The sequence below is a fragment of the Paenibacillus sp. 1A_MP2 genome (assembly GCF_052244825.1).
Classification (GTDB): Bacteria; Bacillota; Bacilli; order Paenibacillales; family Paenibacillaceae; genus Paenibacillus; species Paenibacillus vandeheii.
Genome location: NZ_JBQQCS010000001.1, coordinates 6,015,200 through 6,038,485, shown reverse-complemented (window position 1 = coordinate 6,038,485; position 23,286 = coordinate 6,015,200). Strand labels below are relative to the sequence as shown.

The 23,286-nt window shown below is 49.6% G+C and carries 20 protein-coding genes and 3 pseudogenes; 8 read left to right on the top strand and 15 right to left on the bottom strand.

Annotated elements, in window-relative coordinates; all coding sequences use genetic code 11:
- Window positions 1–42 precede the first annotated feature (42 nt).
- From ACTWJ7_RS29830 to ACTWJ7_RS29820, 3 genes are all read right to left on the bottom strand, one after another.
- Window positions 43–1,875, bottom strand: coding sequence for an ABC transporter ATP-binding protein (locus tag ACTWJ7_RS29830; RefSeq protein ID WP_301880903.1), 1,833 nt, complete (start codon window positions 1,873–1,875; stop codon window positions 43–45).
- A complete protein-coding gene (locus ACTWJ7_RS29825) occupies window positions 1,859–3,580 on the bottom strand; it encodes an ABC transporter ATP-binding protein (protein WP_301880664.1) in 1,722 nt (573 codons plus the stop codon). Before ACTWJ7_RS29825 ends, ACTWJ7_RS29830 begins: the two co-directional genes overlap by 17 nt.
- Before the next feature lie 69 nt (window positions 3,581–3,649).
- A complete protein-coding gene (locus tag ACTWJ7_RS29820; protein ID WP_301880663.1) occupies window positions 3,650–4,084 on the bottom strand; it encodes a MarR family winged helix-turn-helix transcriptional regulator in 435 nt (144 codons plus the stop codon).
- A 221-nt stretch (window positions 4,085–4,305) separates the two neighbouring features.
- Between ACTWJ7_RS29820 and ACTWJ7_RS29815 the strand changes: the two are divergent.
- The 4 genes and pseudogenes from ACTWJ7_RS29815 to ACTWJ7_RS29800 all read left to right on the top strand — a co-directional run bounded on the left by ACTWJ7_RS29815 (window position 4,306) and on the right by ACTWJ7_RS29800 (window position 7,134).
- Window positions 4,306–5,233 (top strand): annotated as a pseudogene (locus ACTWJ7_RS29815) (NUDIX hydrolase).
- An 18-nt stretch (window positions 5,234–5,251) separates the two neighbouring features.
- Window positions 5,252–5,703 (top strand): annotated as a pseudogene (locus ACTWJ7_RS29810) (NADAR family protein).
- Between the two features lie 24 nt (window positions 5,704–5,727).
- On the top strand, window positions 5,728–6,666 hold the full coding sequence (locus ACTWJ7_RS29805) for a TIGR02452 family protein (protein WP_301880659.1): 939 nt from the start codon (window positions 5,728–5,730) through the stop codon (window positions 6,664–6,666).
- Window positions 6,667–6,813: 147 nt separating this feature from the next.
- The gene (locus ACTWJ7_RS29800) at window positions 6,814–7,134 is read left to right on the top strand and encodes a hypothetical protein (protein ID WP_443146156.1); all 321 of its coding nucleotides are present in this window, start codon (window positions 6,814–6,816) and stop codon (window positions 7,132–7,134) included.
- Window positions 7,135–7,291: 157 nt separating this feature from the next.
- Here ACTWJ7_RS29800 and ACTWJ7_RS29795 read toward each other — a convergent pair whose 3' ends face one another.
- From ACTWJ7_RS29795 to ACTWJ7_RS29770, 6 genes are all read right to left on the bottom strand, one after another.
- Window positions 7,292–8,206 carry an iron-hydroxamate ABC transporter substrate-binding protein gene (locus ACTWJ7_RS29795; protein ID WP_301880657.1) on the bottom strand — a complete coding sequence of 305 codons (915 nt, stop codon included), beginning with the start codon at window positions 8,204–8,206 and terminating at the stop codon, window positions 7,292–7,294.
- Window positions 8,207–8,295: 89 nt separating this feature from the next.
- Window positions 8,296–9,312, bottom strand: coding sequence for a FecCD family ABC transporter permease (locus ACTWJ7_RS29790; RefSeq protein ID WP_079349853.1), 1,017 nt, complete (start codon window positions 9,310–9,312; stop codon window positions 8,296–8,298).
- A 2-nt stretch (window positions 9,313–9,314) separates the two neighbouring features.
- Window positions 9,315–10,286, bottom strand: coding sequence for a FecCD family ABC transporter permease (locus ACTWJ7_RS29785; protein WP_052016823.1), 972 nt, complete (start codon window positions 10,284–10,286; stop codon window positions 9,315–9,317).
- Window positions 10,287–10,488: 202 nt separating this feature from the next.
- Entirely contained in the window at window positions 10,489–12,207 is a 1,719-nt protein-coding gene (locus ACTWJ7_RS29780; protein WP_301880655.1) for an AraC family transcriptional regulator, read from the bottom strand.
- Window positions 12,208–12,240: 33 nt separating this feature from the next.
- Entirely contained in the window at window positions 12,241–12,990 is a 750-nt protein-coding gene (locus ACTWJ7_RS29775; protein ID WP_024633472.1) for an ABC transporter permease, read from the bottom strand.
- The gene (locus ACTWJ7_RS29770) at window positions 12,951–13,739 is read right to left on the bottom strand and encodes an ABC transporter ATP-binding protein (RefSeq protein ID WP_443146155.1); all 789 of its coding nucleotides are present in this window, start codon (window positions 13,737–13,739) and stop codon (window positions 12,951–12,953) included. The genes ACTWJ7_RS29775 and ACTWJ7_RS29770 overlap by 40 nt, the downstream gene beginning before the upstream one ends.
- Window positions 13,740–13,967: 228 nt before the next feature.
- On the opposite strand from ACTWJ7_RS29770, the gene ACTWJ7_RS29765 reads away from it, so the two are divergent.
- Together ACTWJ7_RS29765 and ACTWJ7_RS29760 are read left to right on the top strand one after the other, a co-directional pair.
- On the top strand, window positions 13,968–14,978 hold the full coding sequence (locus tag ACTWJ7_RS29765; RefSeq protein WP_301880654.1) for a Gfo/Idh/MocA family protein: 1,011 nt from the start codon (window positions 13,968–13,970) through the stop codon (window positions 14,976–14,978).
- Between the two features lie 13 nt (window positions 14,979–14,991).
- Window positions 14,992–15,612, top strand: coding sequence for a pyroglutamyl-peptidase I (locus ACTWJ7_RS29760; protein WP_301880652.1), 621 nt, complete (start codon window positions 14,992–14,994; stop codon window positions 15,610–15,612).
- Between the two features lie 438 nt (window positions 15,613–16,050).
- Here the strand turns inward: ACTWJ7_RS29760 and ACTWJ7_RS29755 are convergent, their stop codons facing one another.
- Entirely contained in the window at window positions 16,051–16,632 is a 582-nt protein-coding gene (locus ACTWJ7_RS29755; RefSeq protein ID WP_301880651.1) for a TetR/AcrR family transcriptional regulator, read from the bottom strand.
- 92 nt (window positions 16,633–16,724) lie between these two features.
- On the bottom strand, window positions 16,725–17,735 hold the full coding sequence (locus tag ACTWJ7_RS29750) for a fumarylacetoacetate hydrolase family protein (protein WP_301880650.1): 1,011 nt from the start codon (window positions 17,733–17,735) through the stop codon (window positions 16,725–16,727).
- Window positions 17,736–17,900: 165 nt separating this feature from the next.
- Here ACTWJ7_RS29750 and ACTWJ7_RS29745 point away from each other — a divergent pair, with 165 nt between their 5' ends.
- Window positions 17,901–18,923 carry an MBL fold metallo-hydrolase gene (locus tag ACTWJ7_RS29745; RefSeq protein ID WP_301880649.1) on the top strand — a complete coding sequence of 341 codons (1,023 nt, stop codon included), beginning with the start codon at window positions 17,901–17,903 and terminating at the stop codon, window positions 18,921–18,923.
- 371 nt (window positions 18,924–19,294) lie between these two features.
- Here ACTWJ7_RS29745 and ACTWJ7_RS29740 read toward each other — a convergent pair whose 3' ends face one another.
- The 4 genes from ACTWJ7_RS29740 to ACTWJ7_RS29725 form a co-directional block, all read right to left on the bottom strand.
- On the bottom strand, window positions 19,295–20,152 hold the full coding sequence (locus tag ACTWJ7_RS29740) for an IS3 family transposase (protein ID WP_443145090.1): 858 nt from the start codon (window positions 20,150–20,152) through the stop codon (window positions 19,295–19,297).
- 11 nt (window positions 20,153–20,163) lie between these two features.
- Window positions 20,164–20,481 carry a transposase gene (locus ACTWJ7_RS29735; RefSeq protein ID WP_301249069.1) on the bottom strand — a complete coding sequence of 106 codons (318 nt, stop codon included), beginning with the start codon at window positions 20,479–20,481 and terminating at the stop codon, window positions 20,164–20,166.
- A 365-nt stretch (window positions 20,482–20,846) separates the two neighbouring features.
- Window positions 20,847–21,689: a 1,4-dihydroxy-6-naphthoate synthase gene (locus tag ACTWJ7_RS29730; RefSeq protein ID WP_079349846.1), complete on the bottom strand. Its 843-nt coding sequence runs from the start codon at window positions 21,687–21,689 to the stop codon at window positions 20,847–20,849.
- Window positions 21,686–22,558 (bottom strand): futalosine hydrolase, encoded by an 873-nt coding sequence (locus tag ACTWJ7_RS29725; protein ID WP_301879784.1) that lies wholly within the window; start codon window positions 22,556–22,558, stop codon window positions 21,686–21,688. Before ACTWJ7_RS29725 ends, ACTWJ7_RS29730 begins: the two co-directional genes overlap by 4 nt.
- 491 nt (window positions 22,559–23,049) lie before the next feature.
- Here ACTWJ7_RS29725 and ACTWJ7_RS29720 point away from each other — a divergent pair.
- Window positions 23,050–23,214: pseudogene (locus tag ACTWJ7_RS29720) on the top strand (GntR family transcriptional regulator); the annotation flags it as partial.
- Between the last annotated feature and the right edge of the window lie 72 nt (window positions 23,215–23,286).

The following is a 23,286-nucleotide window of genomic DNA, read 5'->3' as shown; positions in this document are numbered from 1 at the left end:
CCTAATGCGGCGTTTTCGTCTTGTCTTCAAGGGTAAAATTGGTTAATTTTGCTGACCCTGATGCAACTGATAATAAAAACCTTGCTGCTGCATCAACTCATCATGGTTGCCTCGTTCGGCAATTTTGCCGTCATCGATGACGAGAATCTGATCGGCTTCACGGATCGTGCTTAGCCTGTGGGCGATGACGAAGCTGGTGCGATCCTTCATCAAGGTTCGCATCGCTTCCTGAATCTGCATTTCGGTGCGCGTATCGATGCTGCTGGTCGCTTCATCCAGAATAAGAATGGCAGGATCAGCGAGAATGGCACGAGCGATGGTTAACAATTGTCGCTGTCCCTGACTCAGATTGCTGCCACCGGAGATGATCGGGGTGTCGTAACCCTGCGATAATTTGCGGATGAAGGAGTGGGCATTGGCCAGCTTCGCCGCTTGCTGAATCTGTTCGTCCGTTGCATCCGGTTTGCCGTAGGCAATATTGTCACGAATGGTTCCGGAGAATAGATAAGCATCCTGTAACACAATGCCAAGTTCGCGCCGAAGCTGATCTTTCTCAAGTTCCGAGATGTCGCAGCCGTCAATGGTAATTCGTCCGCCCGTAATCTCATAGAAACGGGGCAGCAGGTTGATAATGGTCGTTTTACCCGCACCAGTCGGTCCAACAAGTGCAATCATCTCGCCTGGCTTCGCGGTAAAGCTGACCTTTTTGAGAATTTCTCTCTCAGGGCTATACCCAAAGGATACCTCCTCAAATACCACTTTACCTTGAATCTGTTCCAGCTGTATCTTCTGTTCTTCCACGTATTCACTTGGTGTATCAATAATGTGGAATACACGTTCAGCACCTGCAATGGCTGCCTGAATCAGATTATACTGGTTCGCCAGATCATTGATGGGCCGCTCAATCTGGCGGGAGTAGGCAAGAAAACTTACAATTAGCCCGATGGACGTCAGATCATGATAAGCCATCCAGCCACCTACCGCTGCCAGTATGGCAAAACCGATATTGTTCATGACATTCATCGTTGGGCCTACCAGACCGGATACGCTCTGAGCCTGGGTACTGGAAGTGCGAAGCTTCTCGTTCAGGTTCTGAAAATGTTTATGCGCCTGCTCCTGACGATTATAAGCTGCGACCACCTTTTGTCCGGCAATGGTCTCCTGAGCGTAGCCATTAAGCTCACCAAGCAGCTTCTGTTGTGCAGTAAAATGTTTGCGTGTTCTTGAAGCGATCAGCCGAGTGGCGATCGTAATCAGGGGAACCGTCACCAGACTGAGCAGAGTCAGTCGGACATCCAGGGCAAACATAATCGACAGGGAGCCAACCAGCAAGATGGCGCTGGACATCAGCTGGGTTACACTTTGATTCAGCGTCGTGGACACGTTATCGATATCATTGGTAGCCCGGCTCATCAGATCACCGCTCTGATTTTTGTCGAAAAAGTGGATCGGCAGCTGCTGCAGCCTAGAAAACAGAGCATGGCGCAGATCCTTCACGGTCAGTTGGGATACGCCGATCATGACATAGGATTGAGCCCACATCATGAGCGAGCCGAGCACGTATACGGTCAGCAATAGCATGCAGTCTTTCAGCAGGCCATCCGTCATTTTGGGGACGATATGTTCATTGACCGCACGGCCGAGCAGATAAGGTCCTGCCAGATTAAGCAACGTTCCAAGAGCTGTCAGTACAAGAGCCGAGATAACCCCTTTGCGATGACGTCCCATGTATGACCATACTCGAATGATGGCGTGCCGGGCGTTCTTGGCTCTTACTTTGGGAACCGGACCTCGGCCGGGTGGCCCAGGTCTTCCGATCGGCGGAACAACGGTTTGATGGATGGAGGAGGAAGCATTTTTAGCCAAATTGAACATCCTCCTTCCGTTGCTGTGAATAATAAATGGATTGGTAGTGTGACGAATGGGCCATGAGATACTCATGTGTACCACTTGCCACGATTTCTCCTTCATCAAGCACGTAAATGCAGTCTGCATCCTTTACGGAAGATATCCGTTGTGCAATCAGGAAGGTGGTGCTGTTTTTCATTAGGGAATGCAGTGCCTTCTGAATGCTCGCTTCCGTACGCAGATCGACGGCACTGGTACTATCGTCCAGAATCAGAACTTCCGGTTGCATGAGCAGGGCGCGGGCAATAGAAATCCGCTGCTTCTGCCCACCCGAGAGATTGACACCGCGCTGGCCCAGTTCCGTGTCGTATCCATCTTTCAGGTTCATGATAAAATCATCAGCCGCCGCTGCTTGGGCTGCGGCACGCAGTTCAGCTTCCGTTGCGTCAGGTCGGCCGAAGCAGATGTTATCCCGGATACTGCCACTGAACAGAATGGATTCTTGTAAAACGATGGACACTCGGCTGCGAAGATCCTGGAGATCCCAGTTACGCACGTTCGCTCCGTTCACAAGCACTTCACCCTGCGAAGCATCATACAAGCGGGGGATCAGCTGTACAAGTGAAGTTTTGCCCGAGCCTGTTGAGCCGAGTAAGGCCACTTTTTCTCCCGGTTTAGCCGTCAGTGTAATTCCAGATAGGGTATGCTCTCCATCATAGCGGAAATAGACGTCTCTGAATTCCACTTGACCTGCTCCTTTACGAGACACATCATGACCGGATTGGATATCAGGCTGGGTATGAAGCACCTCATTGATTCGTGCAGCAGACACCTTGGCGCGGGAGAAGCTCATCAACATCATGCTAATTGAAGTGAGGGATGAGAGTACAACCGTTACGTAGTTGATAAAAGCAATCAAATCCCCGGCGGCAATATCGCCTCCTACCACCTGGAAGCCTCCAAACCACAGCACCGCTACAATGGTCGCATTCAGCATCAGGCTTAATACCGGTGCATTCAGCGACACGATGCGCCAAGCTTTCACTGCTGTATGGGTATAATCTTCATTGGCTTGCTGGAAACGTTTCTTCTCCTGACGTGCGCGTGCAAAAGCTTTGACGACACGAATGCCGGCAAGATTCTCCTGAAGAACGGCGTTCACCTTGTCGAGCTTGTTCTGAACACTGGCGAAGAGTGGATAAGAAGCGGAAATCAGGATATATAAGATGATGAACAGAATCGGCACGGACAAAATGAGAATCAACGCCAGTTTGACACTGATCGTAAACGCCATAATAATACTGCCGATAATCAGCATCGGCGAACGGATAAACATGCGCAGAAGCATCTGTACAAAGGTCTGCATCTGGGTGATATCACTCGTCAGGCGGGTGATCAGCGAGCCCTCCTGGAAGGTATCCAGATTACGGAACGAGAACTTCTGGATATGATCAAACAATTCCTGGCGCAGATCGGTGCCGTATCCAACGGCAGCTTTACTTGAAAACAGCGTACATCCTGCACCGCCAACCCATCCGATTAACGCAAAAAGAAGCATAAACAAACCTGTAGTCACGATGTGGGACAGGTTCCCTGCAAGCACACCATCATCCACAATGCTGGACATCAGCTTGGGTTGAAGCAGGTCCATGGCAACCTCAAGGACCATGAGCAGCGGAGCAAGAATGGCCGCTGACTTATACGGGGTAAGGAATCGTTTTAACGTCCACAATGGGAAAAATCACCTCATTCGTTGTGAAATAATCATGTTGCAACTATTCATGAGACAGAAGTACCTCATTTAATATTCTTGCAGATTCTGAACCATGCGCTGGGCGAGCGCCGACATGAGTTGCGATTCTTCAGGTGTAAAATCTTTTTGAGCTTGGTATTCAAGCTCCTGGAATACTTCTCTCAGTTCCTTAAGCGCATCACGGCCCTGATCGGTCAGATAGACACGCAGACTGCGCAGATCCTTAGGGTCGGCTTCACGCCGTACAAACCCCGAGCTTTCCATGCGTTTCAGCATAACTGTTACCGTTGCAGGGGCGCGGCGCAGCTGTTCGGCCAACTGTTTCTGGGTCTGACCATCTTCCCGTTCAAGCTGGAATAACAGCGGCGGTTGTCCAGGATATAACTCAGGGTGGTTGACAAGCTTCTCATGAACCTTGTATCGCTGTAGCTTGACGAGTTCCGATAACTCGCCCATTAAACGTTCATTCCGAGCTGATTTCATAACTGCTTCCATCCTTTTAATTAGTCGACTAACTAAATGATAAGTTTCCTTTGACATATCGTCAAGTGCTTTTTGATATTCCGAAGAAGCTTGTTAGAGCGAGACATAATGTGGGTTTGTGAAGGTATGGGAAATATTGACGTGGATCAGAAGTATATGTTAGATTGTTATTATCTAATTGTTAATAACAAAATGTTAATAACAGAATGGGGTCTTTCGAAATGACACATGCGGGTAATTCGGATCAATATTCATCAGATCATCAGAATCACGTGAACATAAGCGAACAACAGTTTCTTGAAACCTATGACGCAGGCGATTACGAACGTCCTTCCGTTACCGTGGACATGTTGGTATTTACAATACGAAGTGAAACGCAGGAGAATTATCGCAAACTCGCGGAGCCAGAGCTCCAGCTGCTGCTGATTCGTCGGGGAGGTCATCCCTATATGGGGCAGTGGGCGCTTCCGGGTGGATTTGTCTCTATGCAGGAATCGCTGGAAGATGCCGCCAGACGGGAACTTTTTACCGAAACCGGACTGGATGATATTTATCTGGAGCAGCTCTACACCTGGGGATGTGCAGCGTGATCCGCGTACGCGTGTAATCAGCTGTTCTTACATGGCGCTGGTCGACAGCAGCGAGCTGCAGCTTCAGGCTGGCGACGATGCCAGCGAAGCGGACTGGTTTCGGATGGAGCAGCGGCTGCTGGAGGAGAAACGTCATATCCATGAGCGTGGACGCGTGACGGAGCGCAGGGTGCAGTTGATTTTGACCAATGGAACAGAGGAATTGTCGGCTGTCATTGAGACGAAGGAAACAGTGGAAGGTAGAGTGCGCCACAGCAATATTTCGGTGAATGAGGTTCAAGGTATTGCCTTTGATCATGCGAAGATCATACATTACGCGCTGGAACGTCTGCGGGCCAAGGTGGAATATACGGATATTGCTTTTAATCTGATGCCGGAGACATTCACATTAACTGCTCTCCAGAAAGTATATGAAATCATCAGTGGCAAAAAACTGCTGGCTGCCGCTTTCCGGCGCAAAATCGCCGATTGGGTTATCGAAACGGGTGAGTATACGGGGAATGCAGGACATCGTCCATCCCGTTTGTACAGACTGAATCCGGAAAGATTAACACCATAAAGTTAGGAGGGAATTTCGATGGAGAAGTTTACATTTTTCTGGCGTACAGCGTCTCCGTTCTCACAGTGGCACCCGGTGGATTTTACCGTCAATGGCGTTCACTACACCAGTGCAGAACAATATATGATGCACCAAAAAGCGCTGCTTTTCGGCGATCAGATTATTGCAGATAAGATCCTGAAAGCAAGCTCCGCATCTGTACAAAAAAGCTGGGCAGGCAGGTCGCAGGATTCGACCAGACTGTATGGGAAGAGGAGTGCAAACGTATTGTCTATGAGGGCAACGAAGCCAAATTCACCCAAAACAAACAGCTGCTGACCACGCTGCTCGCCACCCGAGGAACGACTCTTGTAGAGGCAAGCCCGGATGACCGCATCTGGGGCGTTGGGCTGGCGGAGGAAGACCCGCGCATTCGCCATAGAAGAACGTGGCGGGGACCAACTGGCTGGGTGAGATCCTCACCCGTCTAAGAGAAAATATAGGAAGTGATGAAGATGAACGACCAACAACATAAGAACGATATTCAGAACAACAACCGCAATATAACAACAGGCGTCAACAGCACGAATGCACGCTCCAAACGTTCCCGTATTGCTCATCAGACGCTGGCTATTTTGGAAGCAGGAGAATATGTGAACGGATATGATCGCCGGGTTCAGATCGGTGCGGACTTACAGCGAGCGATCCGGGATTCGGTATTGTACCGTCCTACGGAGCTTATCGCTCTTCGAGAAAAGCGCAGTAAAGAAATGATTCGAATGCAACCTTCCGTCGAAGCTTCAGCCGTTCGCATCGAGGTTACGGGCGAGACCACACTCGCGGCCGCTTCACGCCTTTCTGTGGATGAAGGAAGGGAAGATGTCGTTTGCCTCAACTTTGCCTCAGCGAAAAACCCCGGTGGCGGCTTCCTGGGAGGCAGTCAGGCACAGGAGGAAAGTTTGGCACGGGCTACGGGACTGTACCCATGTATCGTCCAAATGAGCGAAATGTATGATTACAATCGCAAGCAGCCGTCTTGTTTGTACTCCGATTACATGATCTATTCGCCTCAAGTTCCGGTGATCCGTGATGACGAGGATCGGCTGCTCGACAAATATAATCTGACGGCATTCATCACAGCGCCTGCTGTAAATGCAGGAGTGGTGAGAGACCGGGGAGATGCTGATGATCAGCAAATTGAGTCCGTCATGAAAGGGCGTATTCGCTATATTCTGGACGTGGCCGCGCTGCATGGGCATCAAACTATTGTATTAGGCGCATATGGCTGCGGTGTATTCAGGAATGATCCGGCGAAGGTAGCGGAATATTTCCATGATGTATTGGTAAGAGAGAGCTTCAAGCATTCCTTTGAGCGCATCGTATTTGCCGTATTGGACCGGACAGCCGGACAGAAAACGTTCAAAGCATTTGAGGATCGTTTGGCTGGAGAGTGATTTGGAGAAGTTTACAAAGTCAAAAGGTGGAAGGGAGAGGACAGGTATGAAGTTTCGCGAGATACAGCAGGATTTGTTTGCCATGGATGATCATTACACGCTTGCACACTGCATTTCCGCGGATGCCCGCATGGGGCAGGAATTGCTGTGCAGTTCCGGCAGCGATTTGGATTGGAGGTTCTTCAGGAGCAGGCGCAGCAGGAGCCACTAGAGATTGGACAGTGCTATCCGGTAGGGCGGACCCTGAATTTGGTCACCAAAGCCAAGTTCTCGAACAAACCAACCTATCCGTCCTTTACTCGTGCGGTGGAATCCATGCGTGACGTTTGTGCCAGAGAAGGGATCAACAAACTGGCGATGCCGCAAATTGGCTGCGGGCTGGACAGGTTGAAGTGGGATAAGGTGAGAGGCATTATTCAGGATGCTTTTGCCGAAACGGATGTTGAGATCGTCGTTTGTACCCTGTGATTAGACCATGCCGACGGACTTTTACCTTCAGAGATACAATTTTGAATACAAAAAACCTCTGCTTTGAGCGGATGGAGAGAGCATGTAGCTGACTCTATTCCGATCTGCAAAGAGAGGTTTTTTGATGTTTTATTATGCGTTGTGAGTAAGGATTATTTTATTTCTTGGAGAACATTTCTTTGGCTTCATCCATGGCCATTTTGTTGCCGATTGAAGAATAATCCAGCCAAGGCTGAGCACCGATCGGGTAGACATGGCCTGCTTTGACAGCCTTAAGCCCCTGCCAGATTGGATTGTTTTGCAGCTCTTTGAACATGTTCTGAGCTTCATCATCCGAGTTCACCACAACAAAGATCGCATCTGCATCAAAGTCGGGCAGCACTTCACGGGAAACGACTTGATATGGTTTGGACGAATCGAATTCCTCAATGCCTTTAGATGGGGTGAGACCCAGATCCTCATACAAAATCGGACCCATCGGACGGCGTGTACTAAACACACGTAATTCTTTGGCAGTAACACGGATAGCCATTACGGTGCCATCCCCAATGGTGTCATGGATCAGAGATTTCACTTCATCCGTTTCTGTCGCATAATCCTGAATGTATTGCTCGGCTTCCTTCTCGCGGTTCACGAGTTTGCCAATGTCTTTTAAGTGGTCGCGCCACGTGCCATCATCCAGATTGAAGACGTGTACAGGAGCAATTTTCTCAAATTTGGCGATATCATCACCGGAAAATTCTTCGTCCAGGTAGATGACATCCGGTTTCAGGGCAAGCAAAGCTTCCATATCCGGGTCCTTAACGGGACCGAGCGGTGTAGTATTTTGAAGACGGTCAGCAACGTGGGACAGGAAGGCTTTGGCTTCCCCGCCGATTACCGAACCAACCGGAGTAATCCCGAGAGACAGCAGGTCATTGGTCAGATGGATCGACATGGATGCGATGCGTTGGTCTCCGGAAGCGGAATTGGTGTCCTCCGAAGCAGAGGATGAATTATTGGCGTTCCCGCAGGCTGCGAGTACAAGCACCAGACAGATGCTCATGAAGAGCATAAGGTTTTTCTTTAACATGGGTAATCTCAATCTCCTTGAACATCTCATGGATGTCGTTTTTATGTTGGGTATAACGGTGGAATCATTGGATTGTTGCGGTAAAGCCATTACTTTGTTCGTACCAGCAGGTATAAAAAGTAAGGTGCGCCTATCGCCGCGACCACGACGCCTGCCGGAATGGAATTGGGCTGAAAGATCGTTCGCCCGACCGTATCGGCAGCGACCAGAATAACCATACCGATGAGTCCGGCGGCTGGGATCAGATGGCGATGCATCGGGCCAACCAGTCTGCGGGCCAGATGAGGCGCCGCCAGACCAATGAATCCAATCCCGCCAGCCATGGACACACTGACGGCAGACAATGCCACTGTGCACAATAGCAAAATAACACGTTGGGATCGGACGGGTGTACCAATACTGGTCGCGGCAGCATCTCCCAGATTAAAGGCATCCAGCGTTTTGGAACGACTCCATATGTACGAGATGCAGAGTACAATCCATGGAAGCAGAGCCTGGACATGAACCCAGTCTCTGCCCCAGACGCTGCCTGCCAGCCAGCGAGCGGCGAAGGAATAGGTATCTTCATCCAAACGGAGGGACAAATACAGCGTCAAGGCATGGAATCCGGCCGCTACGGCAATGCCCACCAGAATAAGCTTAATGGGGGATACTCCGTTATGGCGATCATAGGATAGCAGCATGATAATCAGCGCCGCGGCGACACTGCCTGCAAAAGCAAACAACGGAATCAGCAAGGCAACCGAGCCATTCATGGAATGGGAGAAGCTTACAAATACCATCAATCCAAAGGCCGCTCCTGCATGCAATCCGAGGATGCCTGGATCGGCCAGTGGATTGCGTGTAATACCTTGCAGCGCAGCACCAGCGACGCCGAGGCCTGCTCCAGCCAGTACAGTAACCAGAATGCGTGGCAGTCGATAGTCAAACAATACAATCTGATCATCCGGCGTACCATTGCCTAGCAGGGTGTGAAGCACGGCCATTGGTGACAAGCGAATTGTTCCCGTGTTGAGGCTGATCACGATGACGGCACAGGCTATGCAGAGCAGCGTAACACTGACCGCTATGGAACGTTTGCCTCGTGAGTGTGTATTGGAGTTCATCGCTACAAGGCCCTCCTTTCTTTTCGGGCCAGATAGAGGAAGAAGGGTACACCGACAAAGGCGACCATAATGCCTACTGCCAGTTCCTGAGGCGGATTCACAATGCGTGATCCCAAATCGGCGAGCACCAGCAAGACGGCTCCGAGCAGGGAGGACATCGGAATGATAAGTCGATAATCCACGCCAACCAATTTGCGAGAGATGTGTGGAATAACTAATCCAACGAAGCCGATCGAGCCTACAGCAGATACGGATACGCCAGCCAGCACTACTACCGCCGTCAGGGCAAACAGCCTGGTCCAGCGGAGGTTGATCCCGAGATTAATCGCAACTTCTTCTCCGAGCGACATAAGGGAGACACGACGGGCCATGGGCATGGTGAGCACGAGAGCAACCAGCAGCACAGGCAGAATCAGCTTCAGATGCCGCCATTCAATACCGCCGAAACCACCCGCATACCAGAAGGCCAAATCCTGACTCAGGTCAAAATATATCGCTACACCAGTGCTGAGCGAACTTAACATCGCTGCAATAACGGCACCCGCAACGGTAAGCCTTATCGACGTCAGTCCTCCGGGAGCTGCCATGCCCAATAGGAAAATGAGCAGAGTGCCCAGAACAGCCCCTGCAAATGACAGGAACATGATCCAGCCATAAGGTAATCCCGGCCAGAAAGCGAAACTGAGCGCCACGACAAAGGTAGCTCCTGCATTGATTCCCAATATGCCGGTGTCTGCCAGCGGATTGCGTGTAATCCCCTGCATGAGCGCTCCGGCCACAGCAAAGGCGGCGCCAATGACAGCAGCAGCAATAACACGGGGCAGCCGCAGCTCGTGAATAATCTGATGCGGTGTCAAAGCCGGGTTGTACTGAAATATGGCAGTCCATACGGTCTCCAGTGTTAACCCCTTGGCCCCCAGAGAAATGGCGACAAACATACTAAGCAGCAGCGCGGCAATAGCCGCCAAAAACATCAAGCCCACCGTCACTGCGGATTTTTGTGATTTGGACGGACGTTGTGACAGTCCCGGATGTTGAATGCGGGTCACTCCTTTGTTACCAACAACACCTTGCTGTTGTTATTGATTATCATTATCAATTAGTGAACATTATAAAATCTTAATTCAGGCCCGTACATGGCATAAATTAAGATTATAGAGATGGACATTTTTTAGATTACAGAAATGCGGCTTTGTTCGTCAACATGGAGAGCGCTTCATCGAGCTGGATGTTGATGGAATAGGGAGCGTATACCACCCATGAATTCCAGTCTATGACATGCACGTATCCGTTTTTTACTGCGGGATAGTTTTTCCACAACGGATCTGTAGTAATCTGCTGCAGCAGTGCGCTCCGTTCATGCATGGATGTAACCGCAATCAGGAGCACATCTGCTTCCAGTCCATCCCATTCCCCAGGCGTGAAGGACATCCAGTTGAAACCTACACCGACAGGTTTGCCTGCCAACTCTCTCTGAATCCGATCGGGAGCGGCCAGTTGCAGGCTGCGGTAAAATACATGGCCGAAGTTGCGATTGCTGTACATGCGTGGTCCTTTTACAGTTAAAGTACAGACAGCGACGGTGACCTGACCTGCCGTTTCCCTGATCTTTTTGCGAGCCCGCTCCGCCTTGCGGTCATGCCGTTCCAGCCACTCCTTCGCCGCTTGAGTACGATCCACGATAGAGGCGATTTTCTGCAAATGACCGAAGATGTCTGTCTGATTCCAAGGAATGGTGATGATTGGGGCAACATCTCCAATATGTTCCATTGCAATAGCTGCTGCGTTATCTTTGGTTAGAATCAAATCGGGATTCACATCAAGGAATGCCTGACGTCCCTGTTCCCAAGGTTCATAGGCATGGAACGGCAGCGTCAACGATTTGGGAACATGGGGCAGATGGCCCTGGATCTGAGCCGCACATGGTGTGATGCCAAGCGTCATCAGGTGATCGGTGTATGGATAGGAGAGCGAAACGATATTTCGATGTACCTGCTTGGCATAGGAAGTTGGCGCATAACCGGCCTGGTTCCTGAACCGTCGGCTGAAATAGAATTCGTCCCGATAGCCTACCTGGCGGGCCACATCACGAATACGCAGATCTGAAGTCATGAGCAGTTCCTTGGCCCTATTCATTCGTAAATGAGTGATATATTCGATTGGATTTTTCTGCATCCGGCTCTTGAACAGTTGTGAATAATACGACGGATGCATACCGGCCAATTCGGCCAGCTTCTCCAGCTTGATTTCGTTCATATAGTTTTCACGCATATACTGTAAGGTTGATCTGAGCCACTGTTCAGGCTCGTCCTGTCCTTCCGCATCCGACTGACCTTCCTGCGGCCAGAGCATATGAAGCAGATCGGTCAGGAGCAGCTGCACTTTCAAGCTGTTTTGTGAAGCTTCGGTTGTTAATTGTGCGGCAATTCGCTGTATCCCATAGTAAGGGCCTTGAATCCACCCTGTTACAGGTGAACCAAGCTCTCGCTCATATATTCGCCTTTCTTCCGTTTTCTCGGCAACCCGAAACAGATCGAAATGAATGATATACAGTTCAATCTCATGGTCAGCATCAGAGAAGAGCTCCAGAGAAGTTCCCGGAGTACACAGGAAGGCGGACTTGCGGGCAACAAGGGTTTCGATATCGTTCGCCACCAGTTTACCCGTGAATTTGTGCATGTAGACAAAGGTATGGTGAGGGAGCTCGATCTGACTCCATTGCCAATGCGTATTTATGGTGATCAACTCTGCCTGACGAAGTTCGAGCAACGTATCGTTCAGAAAAGTACTCATTTCCGTTCGTGAAATGGATTCATCAGCGCGTTTCGGCTGATCCGGTTGGGTCAACATGTGGGCGGTACTTGGGTTAGGGTTGTTGCTCGAATGAATTAACATGGTGAGACCTCCTTTCCTGACAGATTGGATGTATCATAGCGAGCGCAACCGCATATCCGATGTGAACCACTGTCGGTATGTCATCAGGCTGAGCAGGATGCTGGTAATAGCGGCTGAGCTGGTAAAAGCAAATACGATTAGAATCTGGTAACGAACGGCCTCAACCGGATCCGCACCCGCAATAATCATACCTGTCATCATGCCAGGAAGCTGTACGAGTCCTACCGTTTTCATCCCATCGATCGTGGGTATCATGCTGGATTTCACGGAACGTTTCAACACGTCCTGAAAAGCACGTCTTGGCGTTGCCCCCAATGCAAGCAGGGATTCAATCTCACCTTTGGAGGACTCAACCTCGCGTTTCATCTGGTTCAGAAACAGCCCGGACACCACCATGGCATTACCGATGGTCATGCCGCTCAATGGAATAATATATTGGGGAGTAGGCTCCACAATACCCAGACCTAACAATAACCCCATCATGAGCAGCTCCGTAACCGTAATTGCAGCCGCAATATATAAGGAAATCCAGCGAAGTCCTTTTCCGCGTTTGCCGGCATTAATGGAAGCTACTGTAATCATGAATCCGACAATGGCAATAATCAGAGCGGGGTGGTCCGAGTTAAAAATAAATTGAAGTACATAGCCGACGAGCAGCAGCTGTACAGCGGAACGAACAGTGCCTATGGCAATATCCTTCTCCAGATCAAGCTTCTGCCAGACCGAGATGAGCATGGTGAGCATTACAAATATAATGGTAAAACTAAGAGCGATGAGTGACATGAGTTCTCCTTATTCTGCCACAGGGGCAGGACGCATAATGAATTGTCTGGCCAGTTCGGTGGCCGGATTGTCAAAAAACGGGCTGTTGGCTGACGCTCCAGCAAGGTCTGGTTGCCCATGAACCAGGTGGTTGTACTGAACGATTGTGCCTGCTCCTGATCATGGGTAACCCAGACAAGAGAAGTGCCTTCCTGCTGGCTCCATCGGGTCAATTGTTCTTCCACGAGTCGAGCGTTAGTCCGGTCCAGGGAGGCAGTCACTTCGTCCAGCAGCAGCACCTCGGGCCGCAGCATCATGGAACGGATCAGGGCTATGCGCTGTTTCTCCCCACCGGAGAGGTCGCTGGCCCGCTTTTGAATATCAAGATCCTCCAATCCCATCCCTGCAAGCAGTCGTTGGGCCAAGTTCTGATCATAGGGCTGCCTGTGAAGCAGATGCACCGTTTTCAGGTTATCTTCCACACTTCCTGCCAGCATAACAGCCTGTTGTGCCACATAAGTCATGCGCATACGCCAGGTACGTGGGTCCGAATCCCGGTAAGAGATTCCTTTCCAGATCAGGTCTCCCTCATCAGGAATATCCAGCAGGGCGAGGATGCGAAGCAATGTGCTTTTCCCCTGGCCGGATGCACCGAGTATGGCAATACGCTCTCCCTGATCCACTGCTGCGTTCACTTGTTCGAATAAAATACGCTGTTCGGTTAAACCGAGACGTTTCACTAGCTTATTAATGGTTAAAAGTGTGGACAAAGTCGGGTCGTCCTTTCATCCGTGATCTGCAATTATCTTAACAAAAATACGGAATAATTGAAATGAGAGTGGATCTCAATTCGTTTGTTTGAATGTAGATCATGGAATGGGAGAGAGGAAACCGGTCTGACGCAAGCGGTTCTTTTTGGTAAAATAAAGAAGACACCGTGTTGGCCTAATCAAGATCGTGATCTTTTTACAATATTTGATATCAGGGGAGGCTTTACGATGACGAAAATTGTTGGACGGGACAAAGTAAATTGGGGCATTATGGGCACAGGATGGATTGCATCTCAGTTCGCGCGGGATTTGGAGCATGCCGGGAACGCCGTAAAAGCAGCGGTAGGTTCACGAACAGCCGAAAGCGCAGAGAAGTTTGCAGCTGAATATGGTTTTGCACGCGCTTACGGTTCATATGATGAAATGCTGCAGGACCCTGAAGTGGATATTATTTATGTGGCAACCCCCCATCCGTTACATAAGGAAAATGTGCTTGCCTGTCTGGAAGCGGGCAAAGCGGTACTCTGTGAGAAACCGTTTACAATGAATGCCCGTCAGCTGGAGCAATTGGTGGAGAAGGCGCGTGAGCGCAATCTTTTCCTCATGGAAGGCATGTGGACACGCTTTCTGCCTCCGATCACTCAGGCCAGAGCATGGATTGCGGAAGGTAGAATCGGCGAGGTACGTCTGGTCAAAGCAGACTTTGGTTTCCGTGTAGGCTGGGAACCGGAAGGCAGGTTGCTTAACCCGGATCTGGGTGGAGGTGCTTTGCTCGATGCAGGGGTATATCCGATCTCCTTTGCGTCCATGATTTTTGGCGAGCAGCCTCAGCATGTGTGGAGTACGGCGAACATTGGACAGACGGGTGTGGATGAACAATTCTCCGTATTGTTGTCTTATTCCGAAGGTCGTTCTGCATCGCTGAATGGGGCCATTCGGCTTAACCTGAGTAACGAAGCGGTCATATATGGCACAGAAGGATACATTCGTTTGCCACTCTTCCTGGCAGGCAAGGAAGCCTATCTGCACGTGAACGGTCAGGATGAACCGGAGAAATTTACCGATGACCGGACGTGTATCGGATATGCGTTTGAAGCGGAGGAAGCAGGGCGCTGCATCCTGGAAGGACGTACAGAGAGCAGAACGATCCAACTGGACGAATCCCTGGAAATTATGAAGCTGATGGACACGATTCGTGGTCAGTGGGGCCTGCGTTACAAATCCGAAATAAATAGATAGGGGTGGAGAAGCGATGGTGAAAATTCTGATCTCCGGATTTGAACCTTTTGGCGGGGATGCGGTGAATCCGACGGGAGAACTGATGGAAGCACTTGCGCATGAAGTGATCGAGGGAGCGGAGCTGAAAACAGTGCTGCTGCCTGTGCACTTCGATGAATGTGCGGATCTGCTAATCGCAGAGATGGAATCCTATCAACCGGATGCCGTCATCGCCTGTGGACTGGCCAAAGGCAGGACAGCCATTACACCTGAACGGATTGCTGTCAATGTCAAAGACGTTCCTCCTGGCTCCTTCGCGGACAACCAGGGCCAACATCCCGTGGACGAGCTCATAGTGGAAGGCAGCCCGGACGGCCTATTCTCCACGCTACCGATTCGTGCGATGGTGAATAACATGGGGACAGCAGGTATCCCAGCTGCGGTGTCCAATACCGCAGGCACGTATATTTGCAACAATACGATGTATCGGGTGCTGGATCATATCCGATTGAAACAGCTTCCGATTCGTGCTGGATTTGTACATTTTCCAGCTTCAACAGAGATGGCTGTGCTTCAGCCTTCGGTGCCGTCACTGCCCATCCCCATGATGCTGGATGCTCTGAGAGTTATGATTCGCACGGTAGTGGCGGAGTAATTAAGTTTGGATCGTTGTAAGACGAACGAATGAGATTACATGGAACAACTACATTAATACGGAAAAATGCAGATGGGTTATTGAACACAAAAATGCAGAGATGAAGAGGTTCCACTGTATGGCAACAACCAAGTACCTAGGACCATTTCGTATGCGAATACAGATACAGACGTATCTCACAGCATTTGTTATGAATGTGAATCGAATGGTAAAGCTAGTCGAGCAAAAGCAGTCCGCCCTCGTATGAGGAGCGAGCTGCTTTTTAGCATTCTTGATTACATTTCCAAATTGAATCTCTCTTTTGCTCAAAAGCATGGCTTTTGCAGGGCTCTCAGAGAGGGCACTTTTTTAAAAAGTGTCCATCTCTCGGTCATAGTTCAGTTTTCCGGCTACAGACTTTATTTGGTGTTTCGGCATATTTAAATAAATCAACAAAGCTTATGACTGAGACAAAATTCCTTTAACAAATAATGAGACACTGTGCTTGTAGAACTCTTCCTCGGTGACGAGTTGGGACTGATATTGCCGGTGAATCAGCTCGCTCATCTGAAATCCGTAGCACATCGAGAGAAAAGACATAGCGACAAGACGCTCATTCTGTCTGGCTATAACTTTTTTCTTCTGCAAGCGTTCAAAATATTCAACTAGCAAGGAGTGAAGCTTCGCCGGCGGATCGGCCAGCACTCTGTCTAATTCGGGAAGCATTCCTTTGTCGCGGATGCCAATTAAAATGATGTCCGCATTTTTATGGAAAAATAAACGGTACTGCTGACTTACATTCAGCAGATCGACTTCCGGGTTATCGGTCGCGTCCTCTTTTAACAGCTTCTCAAATTGCGGGATATCCGAATGTCTTTCAATGATGGCTTCCAATATGCCTTGCTTGCTTCCAAATTGCCGGAAAATCGTAGATTCATTGACTTTAGCTTCCGTTGCAATAGCTTTGGTGCTTACTCCCCGATAGCCATTCATTTTGATGAGACGTGTCGCGGCTTCAATGATTCTGTCTGAAGTTTGCATTGCATTTCTCCTTTTACATATGTTAAACCTATTCTACTACAAGATTTTGCATATGCAGCAGGGTCGGGGTTCATCATTTCATAAACGTTTATTTAAGGCAAATCGCTTCTTTTTTCCCAGCGGCTTGGTTCCGTAATCTTGACATGATCAGGCACCAATTGCGTGAGCGTGCCTAATTTATCAAATGTAATCTGGATTCGGTCAGAGGGCAACAGCCATTGTTCGGTCTCGATTGCACAGCAATCCGGTATCGTACCCATTCCTATAATCGTGCCCGGGAGCGGCGTGAAAACTTTGAGAATCTCCTCCATCACTTTTGCAGGGTGTACAGAATACTCGGATGTGCTTCCCTTCCAGTGCAGTCTCTCCCCGATCCGTACATCCACATCCAGTGCCAGCGGGTTGTCGATTTCATCCGGTGTAACTAGAAATGGTCCTATTCCTTTACTGCGATCAAAATCTTTGCAGCGCGTCGGTCCGGTCAGCGCCTGGAAATCCGGCCACTGCACATCGCGGAGAGTACTGTCGTTAAAAATAACATAACCTGCAATGCAGTTCCCCTTCCCTGTAACAAAGGCCAGTTCCGGCTCGATATCCAGGTAGGAAGAGTACGAAGGCCAATGAATCGTATCCCCATCGCCAATTAGTGCATTATGGTTACACTTGTAATAACTGAAAATTACTTTATTCGGATCTTGCTGGAATTTTTCGGCGGTTTTTCGTTTAAGCTCTTCTCTTTCCGGCCCTGTATATTCTCTTTGCAGCAGATTTACGCCAGCATTTCTTAGATGTCTTGGCGTCAGCCCGAAATCGATAAGCGCAGCCGGATTCGGAACCGGCGGCAGCAGTTTTACCGCTGCAATCGGGCAGATTTCATTTTCATTGAATTGATGCGACTGTTCGACAGCATATTGCATCAATTCCTTAGCGGCATCATAACTTGCCGGCAAATAATGAAGATAGCTGTCCATACTTTTAAGACTGTCAAAGAATGTTCCCTGCATTTTCATGATTGCAGCAAAAGACACGACAAATTTCTCGTTAATTACAAGCCCAAACAAAGGTTCCTGAGATGTCTTGGTTTGAAAGGTTACTAGCTTCATGTTGCAGCGCCTCCATCCATGTTGTTTGATGTTGTTCTGTTACTATCGTATAGCATAGAGTAAATGCATGCAAGTACTTGCTTTCATTTATGTTTTCCATTCTCTATACTAAAGACATAATCAGTGTGCTTTACCCCAAAAACATATACGCAAAGGAGAATTTTCATGAAGTATGGACGTATTATCCAAAAACCTCGGGTTAAATTTTTTGAAGTCGCAAATGGCGTCTTTGCCGGTATTTCGCCGTATCGCGGCATCAGTTGGGCCAATGCCGGGTTCATCAACAAGGGTGAAGGGCTGGTGTATGACACGTTCTTCGATTTGTTCCATGCGCGGGAAATGCGGGAGGCTTTTATGGAAGTAAGCAACGGCGGCTCTCCCGCATATGTGGTGAACTCGCACTATAACAGCGACCATGCCTGGGGAAACAAAGTGTTTGAAAATGCTTGCATTATTATGCACAAGGAAGCGTCCAGAGAGCGTCTCACCGAAAATATCGCCTGGATGGATAGCGTCATCAGAAGAGGAAAGAATTCTCCAGAATCGACTTCGGGCGAGCGGTTTTTTGCAGCGGAATTCGAAGGATTCGACCTGGAAGGCGTAGAATGGGTGCTCCCGAATATTGAGATAAAGGACGATATCAACATCCGTCTTGGCGATACGGAAGTTATGATTTACAACGTAGCTCCGGCCCACTCTGACAGTGACTTGCTGCTGTGGATGCCAAAAGAAAAAGTGCTGTTCGCCGGCGATGTCGTGTTTAACGGTTGTACGGCATACAGCGAAGAGGGAACCCTCAATTGGGTTAAAGTGCTTGATCGGATTATTGATGAAATTAAACCCGAAATCGTTGTTCCAGGACATGGTGCCATCTGCGGCCTGGACTTCGTGAAGGAGCAAAGGGACTACCTCCTGAACCTGATTAGCGAGTTTAACAAGCATTACAATGACGAAATTGATTCCTTGTCCCTGACCAAGCAAATTGATATTTCCCGCTTCCTTCATTGGATTCAGCCAGAACGGTTGTATGTTACAGTGGATATCCTATTGAAAAGCAAACGAGGGTTACCACCCCTTCCAATTTGGAACGAGGTGCCTGCTAAGCTGGAAGACATGAAAGCTTTTTTGGCCGGAAAATATGGCGATCAGATCAAGCCATGGGACCCTATGAGTGTTTGGCAAGAATAGCAAGTTGAAGCTAGCGTACGAAAAACAAAAAACGGCCTTGTCGCAAACGATGCGAACAGCGGCCGTTTTTTATTGTTCCACGGAATTATAATCGGCGCTTAGAACCGATTATGGAGAAAAATGGATATGGACTTATGACTTACTAGTAGAACACTTGCCAAACCAGCCTGCGGAAGAACGAAATAATCAACGAAGGAGTGAACTGAGATACAGGCGATCTAACGGATCGGCCAACCAATCAACGTACCTACGGACCAATCGTTCCACATACTAACAAGCGAAGCGGCGAATTAACGAAACTGCAGACGAGCGCTCCAGCCATCACATCTAACGAACTAGATGGACCTCTGTCAAGAAAGTAGACACTTACGCTACGGAATTTCCGGTGAATTGCTGTGCAAAACGGGCAGGGGAAAGGTACCCAGTGCGCCATGCATTCGTTTGCGGTTGTAGTAAAACTCAATGTATTGGTAGATAGCCATGTAGGCCTCTTCCGGTGTTTTAAAGCGCGGATTACAGTAAATGAGTTCCTTCTTCAAAATACTGTGCCAAGACTCGATACAGGCGTTATCGTAACAGTTTCCCCGGCGGCTCATGCTGGATTCCATACCGTAGGCACTTAATTGCTCGACGTACTCTTTGGAGGTGTATTGGGAGCCGCGATCCGAGTGATGGAGCAAACCCTTACCAGGTCGTTTGGCAGTGTAAGCAGCCTTCAAAGCATCCAGCACCAAGCTAGTTTCCATATGGTTCGACAAACGCCAACCAACAATTTCACGCGTGCACAAATCCAGGACACTGGCGAGATACAAGCGTCCTCCTCGGCACGGGATGTATGTGATGTCTGTAACCCAGACGGTGTTCGGTTTGAGCGTTTTAAACTGTTGATTCAGCGTGTTGGGTGCGACCGGATGGTTATGCTTGGAGTCCGTGGTCTGGACACGATATATGCGGCTAACGACGGAACGGAGCTTCATTTGGCGCATGTACACACTCACTGTACGTTCGGTGATCTTAAACCCCTCCAGATGAAGTAACCGTGTAATTTTGGGGCTACCATATCGCTTGTTGTGGTCGGAAAAATGGTACTGAATTCGCTTCATGATCTGGGATTTCCGAAGCTCCTGCATGCTTGTTTCGTTCTTCCGCCATTTGTAGTACCCGCTCCGTGAGACCTGCAGGGTTTCGCACATCTTCTCCAAGTGGAACTCGGAGCGATGATTCTCCACGAACTGGAATCTCAGTTCTTTGGTTTGCTGAAGATGTGCACCGCTTTTTTTACAATAGCTAGTTCCTCTTCCGTATCGGCAAGTCGATGTTCTTTCTCTTGGAGCATGCGACGCATCTCTTTCAGCTCTGCTTCGAGTTCCTTAACTCGGTCCATACTGGCAGCCGGTTCGTTTTTGAGCTCACGATATTGGCTCATCCATTGATGTAACGTACTTTTCGGGATGTTAAGCTCTTCTGCCAGATCACTGAGTGTCTTCGTCTGTTCTTGAATAAACTTGACCGTTTGTTTTTTGAATTCTTCATTGTATCGTTGCCGTTGTTCTCCCATGTGGACACACCTCCGTTAGTCTTATTATCCTTCTGTCCGTTAATGGGTGTCCACTTTTTATTCTAGCTCCAAGAGTCACGCTAATGAGCGGATTTCCACAGACACTGGAATCTAACGAATTTAAGGAGCGTTATTTCGCCGTTTCTTTTGTTTATTTTATGTTTTCGCAGAGGTTTACCGGAATAACGTTACTGAGGTTCGTTAGTATCGCCATTCCGCTCGATCCTGCTTAATAAGGTGTTACCGATTCGTTAGCGCATTAGTCACGAAGATTATCAGCACGGAGACGGTACCCAACAGAACTATAGGAACGAGATTTGGCACAGCCTCATTAATATTTTGCATTTCTGCCGGGTGAGCCAGAATTAGATCCGCAATAAATCGAGATCAAACTCGGGAACAAGTCCTTCTTTCATCGCTCGTCCAAGCAACGCTGTAATTGCGCCGTAACCGTCATCACCCAGGTTGGCACTGAACTCGTTAACATACAAGCCGATATGCTGCGCAGTTACATCAGGGTCCATCTCTTGTGCATGTTCCATGACGTATGTTTTGGACTCTTCCGGATGTGCCCAAGCGTATTCCACCGAGGCACGTGCCCAACCTGCAAGAGCGTGAGCATCCAGGTTGCGACGGGCAATGATTGCTCCAAGCGGAATGGGCAGGCCAGTGTCGCTTTCCCACCAGTTACCGAGGTCTGTCATAAGCTTGAGATCATAGTTCTGGTACGTGAAGCGTGCTTCATGGATAACCAATCCGGCATCAATCTTGCCGTCACGGACAGCAGGCATAATCTGGTCGAATGGCATAACGACAATCTCGCCTACACCGCCGGGAACATTTTGTGCTGCCCAGAGACGGAACAGCAGGTAGGCTGTTGATCGTTCGCTCGGTACGGCAACTCGGCGTCCCGAGAGATAGGCCGGATCGGTTGTGCCGTTAGCGGTCAGAACCAGTGGACCACATCCTCTGCCAAGTGCGCCGCCCGCAGGCAAGAGCGCATAATCATTCAGCACATAAGGCAGCGCTGCATAGGATATTTTCATGACTTCAGGTGTATCTGGTCCATCCGGATTAGCGGCAAGGCCGTTGGTAATATCGATGTCCGCGTAACGGACATCCAGCTCAGGTGCACCTGGAATCAGTCCATGCACCCAGGCGTGAAAGATAAATGTATCGTTGGGACAAGGGGAAAATGCAATTTTCATGATGTGAGTACCTCCCGTAAAATGGAACTTGCAGCCTGGAGCGCATCTAGGGCGTCCTTGATGCGCCAGGCGTCGCGGTCGCGTGGACCGACCGCGTTGGATATGGCCCGCAGTTCGAGTGCAGGCACGCCGAACTGCTGGGCTGCTGTTGCCACGCCGAAGCCTTCCATGCCTTCGGCGGCGGCATCCGGCACGCGGCGCAGCAGCTCCGCGGCCGTCTGGGCAGTTCCGGTCGCCGTGGATACGGTGACCGCCGTGCCTCCGCTGACAGCGAGCCCTGCCCGCTGCAGCTCGTGGCGCAGGCGTGCGGCAAGCGCCGCGTCCGCCGCCACTCGGGACGAGCCGAAGCCGAGCTCGTCCACGCTTAGGAAGCCGTCTGGCGTCTGCGAGCCCAGATCGGCGGCAACCATGGCGTCGGCTACCACGAGGGAGCCGACGTCCGCCCGGCCGGGGAACCCGCCGCCGATGCCGGCACTGACCACCAGCGTGTACGCTGGGGTCAGTCCGGTCCCGGCAAGGGGACCCGGCCTTGAGGATGCGGCAGATGCCTGTGCCGCATCGGTTTCGCTTTGCGCGGCGGAGCCTTGCGCCAGCGCCTTTGCGCCAGCCGCTGCTATGGCAAAGGCCAGCGCGGCAGCGGTTCCTGCTGCGGCAGAGGCAGGGCCTACGCCCGCAGCAATCACGTCAAAGTGCACAGCTTGGTCACCCAGGCCGCGCAGTACAGCCTCTTTTTCCGCATCAACGGCGGTTACGATTAATACACGCTTTATTTCAGCTGCTGACGCCGAGTATGTTTCTGGGCTGCTTGCCCTATTTGCAGTTTCTAGGTGATTAAATTCTATAGAATCATTCTGGTTCTGTTCATTCATCCCGGATTCTCCCTTATGAAGTGTTAGATTCAAAGCTCTAGTAGGCAATATGTACGCATATAGCGGACGCTGAGAGCACTGTACAGACAACAAGCGAAGCGAGCAATGAACAAGCACATATTTCTTTTCCATCATACCGGAAGGGCAAAGATCAGAACAAGTTTTGAACGTATTTAACCCGAAAAGCAGCTTGACTAACTGTAACAACATTCGGCATGACCACACCCATCACTCGAACTTATCTGACGCTTCACAATGGCCTGTCTTAATTGCAGAATGATTTATTTCCTTTAACCTCATATGTCATTTCAATCATATATAAACCTAACGCGAAAAATACGATAAGTCAAAGTAAATGGTTGACAATCTGTATCAACTGTATTAATAATGATAGTACAGTTAATACACCTTGGTGTTGGAACCAATATACTTCATATACAGTCATCGTTCTTCAATAGGGTATTACTACATTTTCAGAGAGGAGGTGCGGGATGTTCGAATTGGATGTACGCAGCCGTAAGGCGATCTATGAGCAGCTGGTGGACAAAATCAAAGAAATGATCGTGTACGGTGTTCTCCAACCCGATGAGCAGCTGCCTTCCGTTCGCACGCTGTCCGGGCAGCTTACTGTTAATCCGAATACGATTCAGAAAGCGTACCGGGAACTTGAACGTGAAGGCTATATTTATTCATTACAGGGAAAAGGGAGCTTCGTATCATCGTCCGTG